The following is a 15,661-nucleotide window of genomic DNA, read 5'->3' as shown; positions in this document are numbered from 1 at the left end:
ATAGTACGGCGATCCCCCGCACCGCCCGGACGTGAGCCGCACGCCGAAGGTGCCGACGAAGACGTCAAGGAGGGCAGCCGTGGCCGCCAGCACCCCCGATACGGCACCTGCCGCACCCGCCGTGAAGCGGGACCGCACCCATTACCTGTACATCGCCGTCATCGTGGCGGTCGCACTCGGCATCGCGGTGGGCCTCATCTGGCCCGACGCCGGGGTCGAGCTGAAGCCGCTGGGCACCGGCTTCGTGAACCTCATCAAGATGATGATCTCGCCCATCATCTTCTGCACGATCGTGCTCGGCATCGGCTCGGTGCGCAAGGCCGCCAAGGTCGGCGCGGTCGGCGGCATCGCGCTCGGCTACTTCACCGTGATGTCGCTGGTGGCGCTCGCCATCGGCCTGGTCGTCGGCAACGTCCTGCACCCGGGCGAGGGTCTGCACCTGACCGAGGCGCTCCGCCAGAGCGGGCACGCGCAGGTGTCCGCCGACGCGCTGCCCCCGGTGGACTTCGTACTGTCGATCATCCCGGTCACCTTCGTGTCCGCCTTCACCGAGGGGCAGGTCCTCCAGACCCTGCTGATCGCGCTGCTCGCCGGGTTCGCGCTCCAGGCGATGGGCGCCGCCGGGCAGCCGGTGCTGCGCGGCATCGAGCACATCCAGCGGCTGGTCTTCCGCATCCTCGCGATGGTCATGTGGGCCGCGCCGATCGGCGCGTTCGGCGCCATCGCGGCGGTCGTCGGCTCCGCCGGACTCGACGCGCTCAAGAGCCTCGCCGTGCTGATGTTCGGCTTCTACGTCACCTGCGTGCTGTTCGTCTTCGTGGTGCTCGGCGCGCTGCTGCGGATCGTCTCCGGGCTGAACATCTTCCTGCTGATGAAGTACCTCGCCCGTGAGTTCCTGCTGATCCTGTCGACCTCGTCCTCGGAGTCGGCGCTGCCCCGGCTCATCGCCAAGCTGGAGCACCTCGGCGTCAGCAAGGCGGTCGTCGGCATCACCGTGCCGACCGGGTACTCCTTCAACCTCGACGGCACCATGATCTACATGACCATGGCGTCCCTCTACATCGCCGACGCCCTCGGTACGCCCATGTCGGTGGGCGAGCAGATCCCGCTGCTGCTCTTCCTGCTGCTCGCCTCCAAGGGCGCGGCGGGCGTCAGCGGCGCCGGACTCGCCACGCTGGCCGGCGGACTCCAGTCGCACAAGCCCGCGCTGGTGGACGGCATCGGGCTGGTCGTCGGCATCGACCGCTTCATGAGCGAGGCGCGGGCGCTGACCAACTTCGCGGGCAACTCGGTCGCGACGGTGCTGATCGGCACGTGGACGAAGGAGATCGACGCGGAGCGGGTCAAGCGGGTGCTCTCCGGGGAACTGCCCTTCGACGAGACGACGTTGCTCGACGACGGCGACGGCAAGGGTGACGGCGACGGCGGCGGTGCGTCGCGGGAGCCGCAGGAGCGTGGGGGCGGGGAGAAGGAGCTGGCTTCGGCGTAACGGCTCCGCCGGTTGACCGATGTCACGGTTCGCCGTCCCGCGACTTCAGTACACGGGTCGTCCGGCTGTGAACTCGGTCAACAGTCGCGCCCCTTGTGAACTCCGGACGCCCGGACCCGCCTGAACCGGGGCCGGGCGTCCGGCTGTCGAGTTCGTGGGGTTCACAGTCGAGGCGTCGAGTTCGCGGGGTTCACAGGGAGGGATCGCGAGGGCGGGGTTCACAGGGGAGGGTTCGCGAGGGCGGGGTTCACACGTGCGGGAGCGCAAGCGCGGGGCTACACCTCCCCCCGCACCCGCTCCACCAGCTCCACCGCCCGCTCCGACGGCACCCCCGCCGCCGTCAGCATCGTCACCGCCGCCGCGCTCCCCGCCTCCTCGGCCGGGAGCGCGCCCTCGTTCACCGCCTCCATCACCGCGAACAGCATCTGCTCGTGGACGAGCGCGAGCGCAGGAGGCGGCAGCGGGGAGACGAACGTGCCGTCCTCCAGCCCGCGTTGGAGCAGCCGTGCCTTCTCCGCGCGCAGCGGTGCGAGCCGGTCGCGGATGCCCTGCACGGTGACCGTGCGCTGGGCGAGGGCCACCAGCAACCGGTAGCGGTCGGCGATCTCCCAGACCGTGAGCACCGTACGGGCGACCGCCTCCGCCGGGTCCGTCACGTCCGTCCGGGCGCCCGCGTCGGTGTCCGTCAGCACCTGCACCGCCTCGTCCACGAGCGTGCCGATCAGCGCCTCCCGGCTCGGGAAGTGCCCGTACACCGTGCGCCGTACGACGCCCGCAGCGCGCGCGATCTGGTCCATCGATGCCTCGGGATCACGCAGCAGTTCGGCGAGCGCGACGTCGAGGATGCGGCGCCGGTTGGTGTCGGCGCGGCTGGGGTTACCCGTGGTCATGGCAGTCATTGTGCACACCCTCTCGACTTGCACAGCGTTGTGCAACGACGTACATTGCACATGGTTGTGCAATTGCACGCCCCTGTGCAAGTCCGTATCGCGCAGGTTGTCCCGTCGCGCACGCTGCCGAGGAAGGCCACCCCTGTCATGCGACTCGTCATGAACGAACCGGTCGAGAGGACGGGGCGTCCCTACCCCCGGCGCTGGTGGGCACTGCTCGTGCTGTGCCTCAGCCTGCTGATCATCGTGATGGCGAACACCGCCCTCACGGTCGCCGCGCCCGACATGACCCGTGACCTGGGGCTGTCCAGCGCCGACCTCCAGTGGGTGATCGACGGCTACACCGTTCCGTACGCCGCGCTGATGCTGCTGCTCGGCGCGATCGGCGACAAGTACAGCCGCCGCGGGGCGCTGATCCTCGGTCTCACCGTGTTCGGCGGGGGCGCGGTCTTCGGGTACGTCGCCGACAGCTCCACCACCGTCATCGCGGCGCGTGCCGTGATGGGCTTCGGCGCCGCGCTGATCATGCCGGCCACGCTCTCGCTGCTCACGGCGACCTTCCCGCGCGCCGAGCGCGCCAAGGCGATCACCCTGTGGACCGCGACGGCGGGTCTCGCCATCGCCGCGGGACCGGTCGTCGCGGGCGCGCTGCTGCGCGACCACGGCTGGTCCTCGACCTTCCTGATCAACGTGCCGATCGCGGCCGTGGCGATCGTCGCCGCCCTGGTCCTCGTACCGCCGTCGAAGGCGGGGCACAGCGAGCGGATCGACTACGTCGGCGGTCTGCTGTCCGTGGTCTGGGTCGGCGCGCTCGTCTACATGATCATCGAGGGACCGCACTTCGGCTGGGGCGCCAAGGCCGTCACCGCCGCGGTCGTCGCGGGGCTCGGTCTGATCGCCTTCGTCGGCTGGGAACTGCGGCACCCGCGCCCCGTCCTTGACGTACGCCGCTTCGCCGACCGCCGCTTCGCGGGCTCCAACCTCGCCGTCGCCCTGTTCTTCCTGGCGGTCTTCGGCGCGTTCTACTACCTGACCCAGCACCTCCAGTTCGTCCTCGGCTACGACGCGCTGGAGACCGGCGTCCGTATGCTGCCGCTGGCCGGAGCGGTCTTCGTCGGCTCGGCGCTCACCGGCTGGCTGACCCCGCGCGTCGGGATGCGCTGGACCGTCGGCGCGGGCATGGTCGGCGGCACGGTGGCGCTCGCGCTGCTGACCCGTGTGGACGCGGGCTCGACGTACGGCGACTTCGTGGCGCCCCTCGTCGTCCTGGGTCTCGCCATCGGTCTCGCCCTCTCGCCCTGCACCGACGCGATCATGGGCTCCTTCCCGGAGTCCGAGCTGGGCGTGGGCGGCGCGGTCAACGACACCTCGCTGGAGCTGGGCGGCTCGCTCGGCATCGCGATCCTCGGCTCCCTCCTCGCCACCTCCTACGGCGACCACCTCACGTCCTCGACCAAGGGCAGCGGGCTCCCGGCGAACGCGCTGGACACCGCGCGGGACTCGGTCGGCGCGGGCTACGCCGTCGCGCAGGGCATCGGCGACAAGGCGCACGCCCTCGCCGCGAAGGCAGCCGCCGCGACCGACCCCCAGCAGGCCGCCCAGCTCAAGCAGCAGGCGACCCAGCTCGCCTCCGGCGCGCACCGGATGGCCGAGGCGGTCGGCGCGTCGTTCTCCGACGCGGTGGCGCACACGAGCCTGATCGGGGCGGTGATCCTGGCGGTGGGCACGGTGGTGGTGACGGTGCTGCTGCCGGGGCGGGAGAAGACGGGGGCGGTCGAGACGGCTGAGGTTGTTGAGGCTGCTGGCGTTGGTGAGTCTGCCGAGGCTGCCGACGACGCGAAGGATGCCGTAGCGGCGGAGCCGAAGCCCGCACCGGAACCGGCACCGGCACCGAAGTCCGCACCGGAACCGGCACCCGAATCCGCCCCCGACCCGGACGCCGAACCGGCAGAAACCGCGGCCAAGTGACCGCCCCGACCGACTGACACGCCACGATCCACTAACGTGCCGTGCCGGAACCGCGAATCCGCGGGACCGGCACGGCACGGCACGTCATACGGAGGCACGGGGGATGAAGATCGACTGGAACCGGCGGACCTGCGCCCGCAAGGGCCATGTGACCTACGCGCCGGACGACCCCAGACTCCGCATACGCCTCCACGCCCGCACCGAGCTGGGCGACATCTGGCGCTGCCTGCGCTGCGGCGACTTCACCCCGGGCGAGCCGCACGGTTCCGGTCCGGCGTCGGAGGCTCCGCTGGTCCCGCGCGGAAAGGTGCTGCGGGACCTGTTCGTCCTGCGTTTCCTCGCCGTGGAACGGGCGCTGCGCGGGGTGTTCATCGTGCTGGTGGCGGTCGCGGTCTGGAAGTTCAGCAACAGCCAGGACGCGGTGCGCCGCCTGTTCGACGAGTACCTCGACGTCTTCCGCCCGGTCTTCCGCCACTTCCACTACGACCTGGACCACTCCCCGGTCGTCGGCTCCATCCAGAAGGCGTTCGGCTACCACCACTCGACCCTCCTGGTGGTGGCGGGCGTCCTCCTCGCCTACGCCCTGATCGAACTGATCGAAGCGGTCGGGCTCTGGTACGCCAAGCGCTGGGCGGAGTACCTCACCGTCGTCGCCACCGCCGCCTTCCTCCCCCTGGAGATCTACGAACTCACCGAGCACATCAGTTGGGTCAAGATCGCCACCCTCACCCTCAACATCCTCGCCGTCCTCTACATCGCCCTGACCAAGCGGCTGTTCGGCCTCCGGGGCGGCCGGAAAAAGTTCGACGAGGAACGCCGCAGCGCTTCGCTGCTGGAGGTGGAGGAGTCGGCGGGGGTGGGACACCAGGGGTGACCTCCCGGCAGTCCCGGACTACGGCTGTCCGTGCGCGCGCCGGTACTCGGCCAGCCTCTCCTGGGACGCCAACGTCCAGGGATGGGACGCCCCCAGTACGCGGGCCCGCGCCTCCGCCACCGCCTCGACCTCTTCGATCGCCTCGTCATACCGGCCGAGTTCGGCCAGGACGGTACTCAGCAGGGACCGGGCGGCCAAGGTGATCGGGTACTCGGGTCCGTAGCGCTGCTCGTGTGCCGCATGGGCTCTGCGGGCGCCGGGAAGCGCCTCGGCGGTGCGCCCCGCGCGACGGAGGAGGTCCGCCTGGTCGAGTTCGGCAATCAACGTGATCGGATGCCGCCCCCCGAAGGTGCGGTGGCAGTCCGCCACGAGGGCGTGCCCCAGGGCGACTTCCTCGTCCAGCTCCGGTCCCGGAGCCACTTCCAGGAGCGAGGCTCGTGCGAGGAGGGTCGAGGGGTGGACGGCTCCCAGCGTCTCGGTCCTGCCCGCGATGATCCGCCGGATCAGCCGCATCGCCTCCGGTTCGCGCCCGAGTTGCCACAGCGACCGCGACAGCCCCACACAGCTCTCCAGGGTGTCCAAGTCCGAGGGGCCGAAGGCGCGTTCGCACGCTTCGAGTATGCGGCGGTGCAGGACCTCGGCTTCCTCGAATCGACCGAGCCGGTACACCGCCCGACCGGCACGTTGGCGCAGCCTGATGACCAGCCGGTGGTCGCCGGACAGACGCCGCTCGGCGAGTTCGACGGCTCTGTTGGCGAGGGAAAGCGCCGAGGAGTAGTCGCCGTCACGGTGAAGCGCGATCACGAGCCGCAACGAGCACTCGGTGGCCTCCTCCACGACTGACTGGTCGACCGGCCAGACCACGACCCTCCGCAGCAGCGCCAGTACATGCGGGGCGAGCAGGTGACTGCGCGGGTCGTGCGTCGCGCGTTCCGGGTTCTCCGGCAGCGCGGCCCTGAGCTGCCGGGCGGCTGCCGCGGCGAGCTGTTCGTACTGGTCGGAGGGGGTGGTCCGGGCCACGCTGTCGAGCAGCACACCGTGGGTGCGCAGACAGCGCACCCCGCCGGGCACCAGCTCGGTGAGGGACTGGTCGAGCAGTCCGCGCAGGGCCGACTCGACACGGAACGCCGGGAGGGCCGAGCCGAACGTGGCGCCGGAGAGCAGTGAGAGGGGCAGTGGGTCGCCCGCCCAGCAGGTGAGCAGTCGCAGCAGGCTCCCGGCTTCGGGCAGCCCCTGGGCGGTAAGGGCGTCGAGGGAGAGCTGCCAGGTGCGGCTGAGCAGGTGCCGGGAGTCGCTGCCGTCCAGGGCGCCTTGGTCGATCAACTCGATGGGATCGAGCCCGTCCCCACCGTCGAGCCGTCGGCCGTAGTCGGTCATGGTCCAGGGGTCGATCACCTGGTGGGCCAGGAAGCCACCGGCGAGCGTGAGCGCGAGGGGCAGCCGACCGAGACGGTCGGCGATCTCCGCCGCGTCCTCGACCGTCCCGGCGTCCGGTGCGAGATCGCGCAGTACCAGGGCGGCTTCGTCGCGGGGGAGTACGCCGAACTGGAGGAGTTCGGCACCGGGCCACCAGTGGGGCGCCGCCTGTCTGCTGGTGACGATGACGATCCCGGCCGGGCTGGTGCGCAGCCAGCCGCCCTCGCGGAGGATCGCCGGGTCGTCGGCGTTGTCGAGGACGAGCAGCCAGGGCTGGTCGGAATGGTCGAGGTGCTGCCAGACGAGGTCCGCCGCGGGGCGTAATCCACTGCGCGCGCCCATCAGTTCGCCGTCGGTGGCACCGCGGTCGGCGGCGACCGCGAGCATCCCGGCGCGCAGGGAGGCGGGGTCGGAGGCGTTGACCCACAGGCCGATCCGGCCGGTGTGACGGGTGGCGTGGTCGAAGAGCGTGTAGGCGACGGCGGTCTTTCCGCAGCCGCCGAGGCCGTGCAGGACGTAGACACCATTGCCGATGCCGGGTTCGACGGCCGCGCGCAGGCGGTCCATCTCCGCGGCTCGGTCACGGAGCACCACCGGGGCACGGCCGACCGCCGGGCGGCGAACCGAGTCCGGGCCGCTCCAGTCGGGTCCGTGGTGGTGGTGTTCGGTGATGTGCTGGTCACCGGAAGCCTGGTAGACGCGGCCCCGGCCGTCGGCCCGGGCGTCGTTGTGGCCGGTCACCGCTCGGTGATGTGCTGGTCTCGGCCCGCCTGGTAGACCCGTGCGTGCCCGGAGGCGGTGGCGTGCTGCGTCACCGACGGGACGGGCACCGACGGGGCCAGTTCCGCGAGGAGAGTCCGCAGGTCGTCGGCGGCCTCGGGATGCGCCACGAGCAGCCGCCGGATCCGGCCCTGCCACTCCGCGCCCAGCTCGGCCGGCGTGCCCGTGTCGCCGTCGGCCCGCGCGGCGAGCAGGTCGTCGCGGGTCGCGTCGAGTTCCGTGGTGACGGCATCGGCCCGCTCCGGCTGACTGCGCCGCCACCATGAGGCGATGCCGTCCCTGGCTCGCTGCCACACCTCGGTCGTCAAGGACGACACCAGGGTCGTTCCTGCGGTCGCCGCCAGCGCGGCCAGCTCCGGGTCCACGAATCCGCCCCCTCGTAACAGACTCAACCTGCGTTGCCAGACTACCCAGTCGGCTCAGACGGGCACCCCTGTTCGGCGTCGTTCCGACGCCCGCCCGCGCATCACGTTCCGGCCCGGTGACACCGGCCGGTTGCCTTGACCCCCGCGTCACCCCCTACCGTCCCTGACATGCGAATCGGCGAGCTGGCCGCGCGGGCCGGGACGACGGCACGGGCGTTGCGGTACTACGAGGCGCGGGGGTTGCTGCCCGCGCGGCGGGACGCGCAGGGGCATCGGGAGTACGACGAGGGGGATCTGCGGGTGTTGCGGCAGATCCGGACGCTGAGGGACTTCGGGTTCGAGCTGGAGGAGACGCGGCCGTTCGTGGAGTGTCTGCGGGCCGGGCATCCCGAGGGCGACGCGTGTCCCGCCTCGCGCGTGGTCTACCGGCGCAAGCTGGGCGAGCTGGACGAGCTGATCGGGCAGCTCGCGGCGGTGCGGGAGACGGTCGCGGGGCAGTTGCGGCGGGCCGAGGAGGCGCGCGCGGAGCTGGTCGCCGAATCGCTGGTTCCGGGGGGTCCGGAGCCTTCGTGCGAGCTGGGAGGACCGCGATGAGCGTGGCGAGCGGAGTGGACGAGGTGACGGACGCGGATTTCGCGGCGGAGGTGATCGGCTCCGAGCTGCCGGTCCTTGTGGAGTTCACCGCCGACTGGTGCGGACCGTGCCGTCAGATGGCGCCGGTGCTGAAGGACCTAGCCGTCAGCGAGGGCGACCGGCTCAAGGTCGTCCAGGTGGACGTGGACCGCAATCCGGCGACGGCGCTGGCGCACGGCGTGCTCTCCGCGCCGACGCTGGTCGTCTACCGCGCCGGTGAGCCGGTGAAGTCGATGGTGGGAGCACGCTCCAAGCGGCGGCTGCTGGAGGAGCTGGCCGACGTGCTGTAGCCGCCCGACGGTCCCGCCGACACAAGGAAATCCCCCGAGCAATTGCGCTCGGGGGATTTCCTTAGGTATATTCATTGATTCGCGACTTCCGAAAAGGAGATCGCGGAGAAGTTCAGTGAGCACAGTATATGCGGGCGGGAGTGGAATTGTCAAACACAGAATTTCCGGACGATGAATTGCGGCACGAGCAGGAATTCATCGACGGACTGTACGAGCGCGTGGACGTGCTCCGCGGCGAGGCCGAGACCTCGGTCGAGGACGCCCTCGCGCAGGGCGACAAGCCCCAGCAGGCGCGGCTGGAGCGGGACATCCTGGTGGCCGAGCGCTCCGGGCTGCTCGCCGCGCTGAATTCCGTCGACGGCTCCCTCTGCTTCGGCCGGATCGACATGTCCGACGGCACCACCCACCACATCGGCCGCATCGGACTGCGCGAGGAGGACACCGAGCGCACCCCGATTCTCATCGACTGGCGCGCCGACGTCGCCCGCCCCTTCTACCTCGCCACCGGGCACACCCCGATGGGTCTGCGCCGCCGTCGGCACATCACCACCGAGGGCCGCAGCGTCACCTCCCTGCACGACGAGATCCTCGACCTCGGGGACCAGGAGCGCACCGGACACGAGGACCCCACCGGGGACGCCGTGCTGCTCGCCGCGCTGAACTCGGCGCGCACCGGACGCATGGGCGACATCGTGCGCACCATCCAGGCCGAGCAGGACGAGATCATCCGGGCTCCGCACCGGGGCGTGCTCGTGGTCGAGGGCGGTCCCGGCACCGGCAAGACCGCGGTCGCGCTGCACCGCGCCGCCTACCTCCTCTACGAGCACCGCGAACTGCTCGCCCGCCGCGCCGTGCTGATCGTCGGACCCAACCCGGCGTTCCTCGGCTACATCGGCGAGGTGCTGCCCTCGCTCGGTGAGACCGGGGTGCTCCTCGCCACCGTCGGCGAGCTGTTCCCCGGGGTGAAGGCGACCGCCACGGACACGCCCGAGGCGGCTGCCGTGAAGGGGCGTGCGGAGATGGCCGACGTGATCGCCGCCGTCGTACGCGACCGGCAGGCGCTGCCCGACCCGGTGATCGCCGTCGAGCACGACCGGGAGATCCTCATGCTCGACCAGGGTCTGGTGAGCGTCGCCCGCGAGCGCACCCGCGCCACCGGGCTGCCGCACAACGTGGCCCGCGAGCACTTCGAGGGGCACGTCCTCAACGCGCTCACCGAGCTGTACGCCGAGCGCGTGGGCACCGACCCCTACGACGGCACCAGCCTGCTCGACCCCTCCGACATCACCCAGATCCGCGACGAACTCGCGGAGAACCCCGAAGTCTGGGCTGCCATCGACCAGTTGTGGCCACGCGTGACCCCGCGCCGGCTGATCGCGGACTTCCTCGCGGAGCCTGACGGGTACCTCCCGGCGGCGGACGCCGACGCGATCCGCCGCCCGGAGACCCGCGAATGGACCGTCGCGGACGTGCCGTTGCTGGACGAGGCAGCCGAACTCCTCGGTGAGGACGACCGGATGGCCCGCGCCCGCGCGGAACGCGAGCGGGAGACCCAGATCGCCTTCGCCCAGGGCGTCCTGGACGTGTCGTACGCCTCGCGCACCTACGAGTTCGACGACAAGGAGGAGCAGGACGCCGACGCCTCCGAGGTGCTCTCGGCGCACGACATCATCGACGCCGAGCGCTTCGCGGAGCGCCACGAGGAGTCCGACCACCGCAGCGCCGCCGAGCGTGCCGCCGCCGACCGCACCTGGGCGTTCGGGCACATCATCGTGGACGAGGCGCAGGAACTCTCCCCGATGGCCTGGCGGTTGCTGATGCGCCGCAGCCCGACCCGCTCCATGACGCTGGTCGGAGACCCCGCGCAGACCGCCGAGGCGGCGGGCGTCGGCTCCTGGTCGGACATCCTCGCGCCCTACGTCGAGGACCGCTGGGAGCACACCCGCCTCGGGGTCAACTACCGCACCCCGTCCGAGATCATGGACCTCGCCGCGGGCGTGGTCCGCGCCACCGACCCGGACTTCGAACCGCCCGCCTCCGTCCGCTCGACCGGCGTACGGCCCTGGGTGCGCGACGCGGGCGACGACCTGCCCGGCGCGGTCGCGGAGGCGGTCACCGAACTCACCCCGGAAGAGGGGCGGTTGGCTGTCATCGCCCCCCGCGCCCTGCACCCCGCCCTCGCCGCCCGCCTCGACGGCGTCACCCCCGGAGCCGAACCCGACCTGACCCGGCGGGTCGTCCTCCTGGACCCCCGCCAGGCCAAGGGTCTCGAATTCGACTCCGTCCTGGTGGTGGAACCCGGCGACTACGGCACGAGCGACCTCTACGTCGCCCTGACCCGCGCGACCCAGCACCTGGGCATCCTGCACAGCGAGAAGCTGCCCGTGGGGCTGGCTCCGGCCGCGGTGTGACGGCCCCGGTCCGGGAGCGCTCGGCTCCCGGACCGGCCCACTCGGCTCACGCCGGGCGCAGCCACACCGTCGAGAGCGGCGGCAGCGTCAGCCGTACGCTCGCCGGATACCCGTGCCACGGCTGGGGCTCCGGTTTGATCACGTCCGGGTTGGTGACGTCGCTGCCGCCGTAGGGGGCGCTGTCGGTGTTGAGGGTCTCGTGCCAGGCGGGGATGTCGTCGGGGACGCCGAGGCGGTAGTCGTGGCGGACCACCGGGGCGAAGTGGGAGACCGCGAGGAGAGGGGTGCCGTCGGCGTCGCGGCGCAGGAAGGCGAGGATGTTGTCGTCGGCGGCGTCGCCCACGACCCAGGCGAAGCCCGAGGGATCGGTGTCCCGCTGCCACAGAGCCGGGGTGGCGCGGTACTGGGTGTTGAGGTCGCGCACCAGGTCGCGTACGCCCCGGTGGTCGGGGGCGGCGCCGTACGACGGGTCGAGCAGCCACCAGTCGGGACCGTGCGCCTCGGACCACTCCGCGCCCTGGGCGAACTCCTGCCCCATGAAGAGCAATTGCTTGCCGGGATGAGCCCACATGAAGGCGAGGTAGGCGCGCAGACCGGCGCGCTGCTGCCACCAGTCGCCCGGCATCTTCGACACCAACGACCGCTTGCCGTGGACCACTTCGTCGTGGGAGATCGGCAGGACGTAGTTCTCGCTGTACGCGTACACCATCGAGAACGTCATCTCGTGGTGGTGGTACTTGCGGTGCACGGGGTCGTGGCTCATGTACTCCAGCGAGTCGTGCATCCAGCCCATGTTCCACTTCAGCCCGAACCCCAGACCGCCGAAGCCGCTCGGACCCCGGTGATGGGTGGGGCGCGTGACGCCGTCCCAGGCGGTGGACTCCTCGGCGATGGTCACCACGCCCGGGCAGCGCCGGTAGACCGTGGCGTTCATCTCCTGGAGGAACGCCACCGCGTCCAGGTTCTCCCGCCCGCCGCGCTCGTTCGGCGTCCACTGACCGGGCTCGCGCGAATAGTCGAGGTAGAGCATCGAGGCGACCGCGTCCACGCGCAGCCCGTCGATGTGGAACTCCTCGCACCAGTACACCGCGTTCGCCACGAGGAAGTTGCGCACCTCACGGCGCCCGAAGTCGAACTCAAGCGTCCCCCAGTCGGGATGGGCCGCCCGCAGCGGATCGTGGTGCTCGTACAGCGCGCGTCCGTCGAACTCCGCCAGCGCCCATTCGTCGCGGGGGAAGTGCGCGGGCACCCAGTCCATCAGCACCCCGATGCCCGCCCGATGGAGCGTGTCCACCAGGTACTTGAAGTCGTCCGGGGTGCCCAGACGCGCCGTCGGGGCGTAGAAACCGGTGACCTGATAGCCCCAGGAACCGCCGAAGGGATGCTCCGCGACCGGCATCAGCTCCACATGGGTGAAGCCGAGATCCTTGACGTACGCGGTGAGCTGGTCCGCCAGTTGCCGATAGGTCAACCCCGGGCGCCAGGACGGCAGATGGACCTCGTACACCGAGAACGGCGCCTCGTGCACCGCCTGTTCACCGCGCCGCGCCATCCACTCCGCGTCGTCCCACTCGTGGTGGGAGACCTCCACCACCGAGGAGGTCGCGGGCGGGACCTCGGTGCGCCGGGCCATCGGGTCGGCGCGCAGGGTGTGCGAACCGTCGGGGCGGGTGATCTCGAACTTGTACAGCTCGCCCTCCCCGACCCCGGGCACGAACAGCTCCCACACCCCGCTGGAGCCCAGCGAGCGCATCGGATACCCCGTCGCGTCCCAGTAGTCGAAGCCGCCCGCGACCCGCACACCCCGCGCGTTCGGCGCCCACACCGAGAAGCGGGTGCCGGTCACGCCCTGATGGGTCATGACCCGCGCGCCGAGCGCCTTCCACAGCTCCTCGTGGCGCCCCTCCCCGATCAGATGCAGGTCCAGGTCGCCGAGGGTGGGCCAGAAGCGGTAGGGGTCCTCGGTCTCGTGCACGATGCCGTCGTAGGTGACCAGCAGGTGGTAGACCGGCGCGTCGGTCAGCGGCAGCAGACCGGAGAAGAAGCCGTCGCCGTCGTCGTGCAGCGGCGCCCGGACCTCCCCGATGGCGACGGTGACCGCCTCGGCGTACGGGCGGAAGACCCGGAAGGCGACACCGCCGGGTACCGCGTGGGCGCCGAGCACGGCGTGCGGGTCGTGGTGGGTGCCGAGCAGCAGCCGCGCGCGGTCGTCCGCGTCGAGGGCGGGGGAGACGGCGGGCGGGGCGGGCGGCGGAGCGGTCTCGGTGCGCGGGGCGGGCACCCGGGGGGCGTCCTGCGGCGCGCGGGCCTGGGGGATCGCCGGACTCTGAACGACCTCCGCGGCCTCCGGTGTCTTCGGGGCTTCCGGAGCCTTGAGCGCCTTCGGCTTCGCGGACTTGGCCGACTTGGCAGGCGTGGCGGACTTCGCCGCCCCACCGGTCTGGTTCTTGGCGGACTTGTTCTTCGACGTGGCTCGCTTCTTGGGCGTCACGGACGGTTCTCCCGGGCGGGTCGGGTGAGGGGGAGGTCGGGGTCAAGCCGGGTCGGGGGCGGCGAGGCGGCGGACGGCCGAGAGCGGGACCGGCAGCCACTCGGGGCGGTGCCGTGCCTCGTAGACGACCTCGTAGACCGCCTTGTCGGTCTCGTAGGCGCGCAGCAGCACCGGATCGGTGCGCGGATCGCGGCCCGCGACCTCGGCGTAGCCGGAGCAGTAGGCGGACCGGCAGGTGTGCGCCCAGTCCGGCGCGGACGGGGTGGCCGAGTGGGCGGCGTAGTCGAAGGAGCGCAGCATCCCGGCGACATCGCGCACCACCGGCTGCGGCAGCCGCCGCTCGGTCAGCGGCCGGGACGGCTCGCCCTCGAAGTCGATCAGCGACCACGCCCCGGACGGCGAGCGCAGGCACTGACCCAGATGCAGATCGCCGTGCACCCGCTGCGCGGTCCAGGTACGGCCCTCGGCGGCCAGGTCGGCCAGCGCCGCGTACGCCGACCGCAGCCCCGGCTCGTACGGTCGCAGCGCGGGCACCGCCCGTACGGCCGCCGTCAGCCGCTCGGTCATGCCGTCCACCAACTGCCGGAGCTGTGCCTGGCCGAGGGTGACCGTGGGCAGCGCGCGGGCGAGCGCGGTGTGCACCTCGGCGGTGGCTCGACCGAGCGCCCGCGCCTCGGCGGCGAAGTCCTCGCCCTTGGCCAGCTCGCGCAGCGCCAGCTCCCAGCCGTCGGCCGCGCCGCTGACGTACGGCTGGAGGACGGCCAGGACGTACGGCTCCGCGTCCAGCTCGGTGTGCAGCCAGGCGACCGGCGCGGGCACCCGGGGGCAGCCCTCGCGGGCCAGGGCGAGGGGGAGTTCCAGATCGGGGTTGACCCCCGGGGTGACCCGGCGCAGCAGCTTCAGGATGAACGTATCGCCGTACACCACCGAGGAGTTGGACTGTTCGGAGGTCAGCAGCCGGGCCACCAGACCGTCCCGGATCTCCTGCCCCTCCGCCCGCTCGAAGGCGAGGGCGCCGACGCGGGCGCGGGTGCGCAGGGCTTCCAGAAGCACTTCGGCGGGCCGGGGGTCGTGCAGTGCCTCGTACACGGTGCGCCCGGCGAGCGGTCCGGAGGCGACATGGCCGATCAGCGCGGGCGCCAGCCGGGGCGGCAGCGCCTCGCGCACGCCTATCAGGAGCTGGTAGCAGTCGTCGGGCTGCGGCGGGGCGCCGGGCGCGGCGGACTGATGCACGCGCAGCAGCAGGTGGTACAGCCCCAACCTGCCCTCGGGAGGCAGCAGTTCGGTCGCGGCGACGAGGGTGAACCCGGTGACCGCGCGCCCCTTCCCGGCGAACCAGCGCTGCCGGGGCAGCCATTCGCGCAGCAGGGGGTCGAGCGAGACGAGGAGCGGAGCGGTGGTGCCGGTGGGGGTGGTGGTGCCGGACGGGGTGGTGCCGGAGGGGGTGACCGTTTCCGCCATGGGCGTCACGTCCTTTCCCCGGATCGTCGGGGGTGTTACTCAACCGTGCCCCGGGTGGGGCGACGGAAACCGCCCGCCGCCCCACTCCGGCCGCACTACGCGGCGTCCTCGCGGAGCCGGAACCAGTAGAAGCCGTGACCCGCCAGCGTGAGCAGATACGGCAGTTCGCCCACCGCCGGGAAGCGCACCCCGCCGAACAGCTCGACCGGATGCCGCCCGATGAACCGGCGCAGATCCAGCTCCGTGGGCTGCGCGAACCGCGAGAAGTTGTGCACGCAGACCACGAGGTCGTCCTCGTACTCCCGCAGGAACGCGAGCACCGCCGGGTTGGAGGACTGCAACTCCGTGTACGTGCCGAGTCCGAAGGCGGGGTTCTGCTTGCGGATCTCGATCATCCGCCGGGTCCAGTGCAGCAGGCTCGACGGCGAGGACATGGACGCCTCGACGTTGGCGACCTGGTAGCCGTAGACCGGGTCCATGATCGTGGGCAGATAGAGCCGGCCCGGATCGGACGAGGAGAAGCCCGCGTTGCGGTCGGGGGTCCACTGCATGGGGGTGCGGACGGCGTCGCGGTCGCCGAGCCAGATGTTGTC

12 protein-coding genes are annotated in these 15,661 nt (G+C 71.6%); 6 read left to right on the top strand and 6 right to left on the bottom strand.

Translation table 11 applies throughout. The annotated features are described in order from the left end of the window. Positions 1-79: 79 nt before the first annotated feature. Complete coding sequence (locus tag IF655_RS24515) at positions 80-1,489, top strand: cation:dicarboxylate symporter family transporter (protein ID WP_307815040.1); 1,410 nt, start codon at positions 80-82, stop codon at positions 1,487-1,489. Between the two features lie 275 nt (positions 1,490-1,764). Here the strand turns inward: IF655_RS24515 and IF655_RS24510 are convergent, their stop codons facing one another. Then, positions 1,765-2,379: a TetR/AcrR family transcriptional regulator gene (locus tag IF655_RS24510; RefSeq protein ID WP_199587275.1), complete on the bottom strand. Its 615-nt coding sequence runs from the start codon at positions 2,377-2,379 to the stop codon at positions 1,765-1,767. Between the two features lie 147 nt (positions 2,380-2,526). Between IF655_RS24510 and IF655_RS24505 the strand changes: the two genes are divergently transcribed. Both IF655_RS24505 and IF655_RS24500 read left to right on the top strand, forming a co-directional pair. Beyond that, a complete protein-coding gene (locus tag IF655_RS24505) occupies positions 2,527-4,347 on the top strand; it encodes an MFS transporter (RefSeq protein ID WP_199587274.1) in 1,821 nt (606 codons plus the stop codon). A 103-nt stretch (positions 4,348-4,450) separates the two neighbouring features. Then, a complete protein-coding gene (locus tag IF655_RS24500; protein ID WP_199587273.1) occupies positions 4,451-5,221 on the top strand; it encodes a DUF2127 domain-containing protein in 771 nt (256 codons plus the stop codon). A gap of 18 nt (positions 5,222-5,239) precedes the next feature. Here the strand turns inward: IF655_RS24500 and IF655_RS24495 are convergent, their stop codons facing one another. Continuing rightward, positions 5,240-7,378 (bottom strand): tetratricopeptide repeat protein, encoded by a 2,139-nt coding sequence (locus IF655_RS24495; RefSeq protein WP_199587272.1) that lies wholly within the window; start codon positions 7,376-7,378, stop codon positions 5,240-5,242. Further along, the gene (locus IF655_RS24490) at positions 7,375-7,782 is read right to left on the bottom strand and encodes a hypothetical protein (protein ID WP_199587271.1); all 408 of its coding nucleotides are present in this window, start codon (positions 7,780-7,782) and stop codon (positions 7,375-7,377) included. Before IF655_RS24490 ends, IF655_RS24495 begins: the two co-directional genes overlap by 4 nt. 168 nt (positions 7,783-7,950) lie before the next feature. Here IF655_RS24490 and IF655_RS24485 point away from each other — a divergent pair, with 168 nt between their 5' ends. The 3 genes from IF655_RS24485 (at position 7,951) to IF655_RS24475 (ending at position 11,116) form a co-directional block, all read left to right on the top strand. Then, complete coding sequence (locus IF655_RS24485; protein WP_199587270.1) at positions 7,951-8,376, top strand: MerR family transcriptional regulator; 426 nt, start codon at positions 7,951-7,953, stop codon at positions 8,374-8,376. Beyond that, positions 8,373-8,705 carry a co-chaperone YbbN gene (locus tag IF655_RS24480; protein WP_206776378.1) on the top strand — a complete coding sequence of 111 codons (333 nt, stop codon included), beginning with the start codon at positions 8,373-8,375 and terminating at the stop codon, positions 8,703-8,705. The genes IF655_RS24485 and IF655_RS24480 overlap by 4 nt, the downstream gene beginning before the upstream one ends. Before the next feature lie 128 nt (positions 8,706-8,833). Next, a complete protein-coding gene (locus tag IF655_RS24475) occupies positions 8,834-11,116 on the top strand; it encodes a UvrD-helicase domain-containing protein (protein ID WP_199587269.1) in 2,283 nt (760 codons plus the stop codon). 46 nt (positions 11,117-11,162) lie between these two features. Here IF655_RS24475 and glgB read toward each other — a convergent pair whose 3' ends face one another. The 3 genes from glgB to IF655_RS24460 all read right to left on the bottom strand — a co-directional run. Beyond that, positions 11,163-13,607, bottom strand: a complete 2,445-nt coding sequence (glgB, locus tag IF655_RS24470) for a 1,4-alpha-glucan branching enzyme (protein ID WP_199587268.1) — start codon at positions 13,605-13,607, stop codon at positions 11,163-11,165. Between the two features lie 42 nt (positions 13,608-13,649). After that, on the bottom strand, positions 13,650-15,068 hold the full coding sequence (locus tag IF655_RS24465) for a phosphotransferase (protein ID WP_199587267.1): 1,419 nt from the start codon (positions 15,066-15,068) through the stop codon (positions 13,650-13,652). A gap of 95 nt (positions 15,069-15,163) precedes the next feature. Continuing rightward, the coding region (locus IF655_RS24460; protein WP_199587266.1) for an alpha-glucosidase C-terminal domain-containing protein at positions 15,164-15,661 on the bottom strand (498 nt) is incomplete at its 5' end.

The organism is Streptomyces sp. DSM 110735 (assembly GCF_016482685.1).
In the GTDB taxonomy this organism is placed as follows: domain Bacteria; phylum Actinomycetota; class Actinomycetes; order Streptomycetales; family Streptomycetaceae; genus Streptomyces.
The sequence above is the reverse complement of the archived record's forward strand: the minus strand, read 5'-3'. Positions and strand labels throughout refer to the sequence as shown.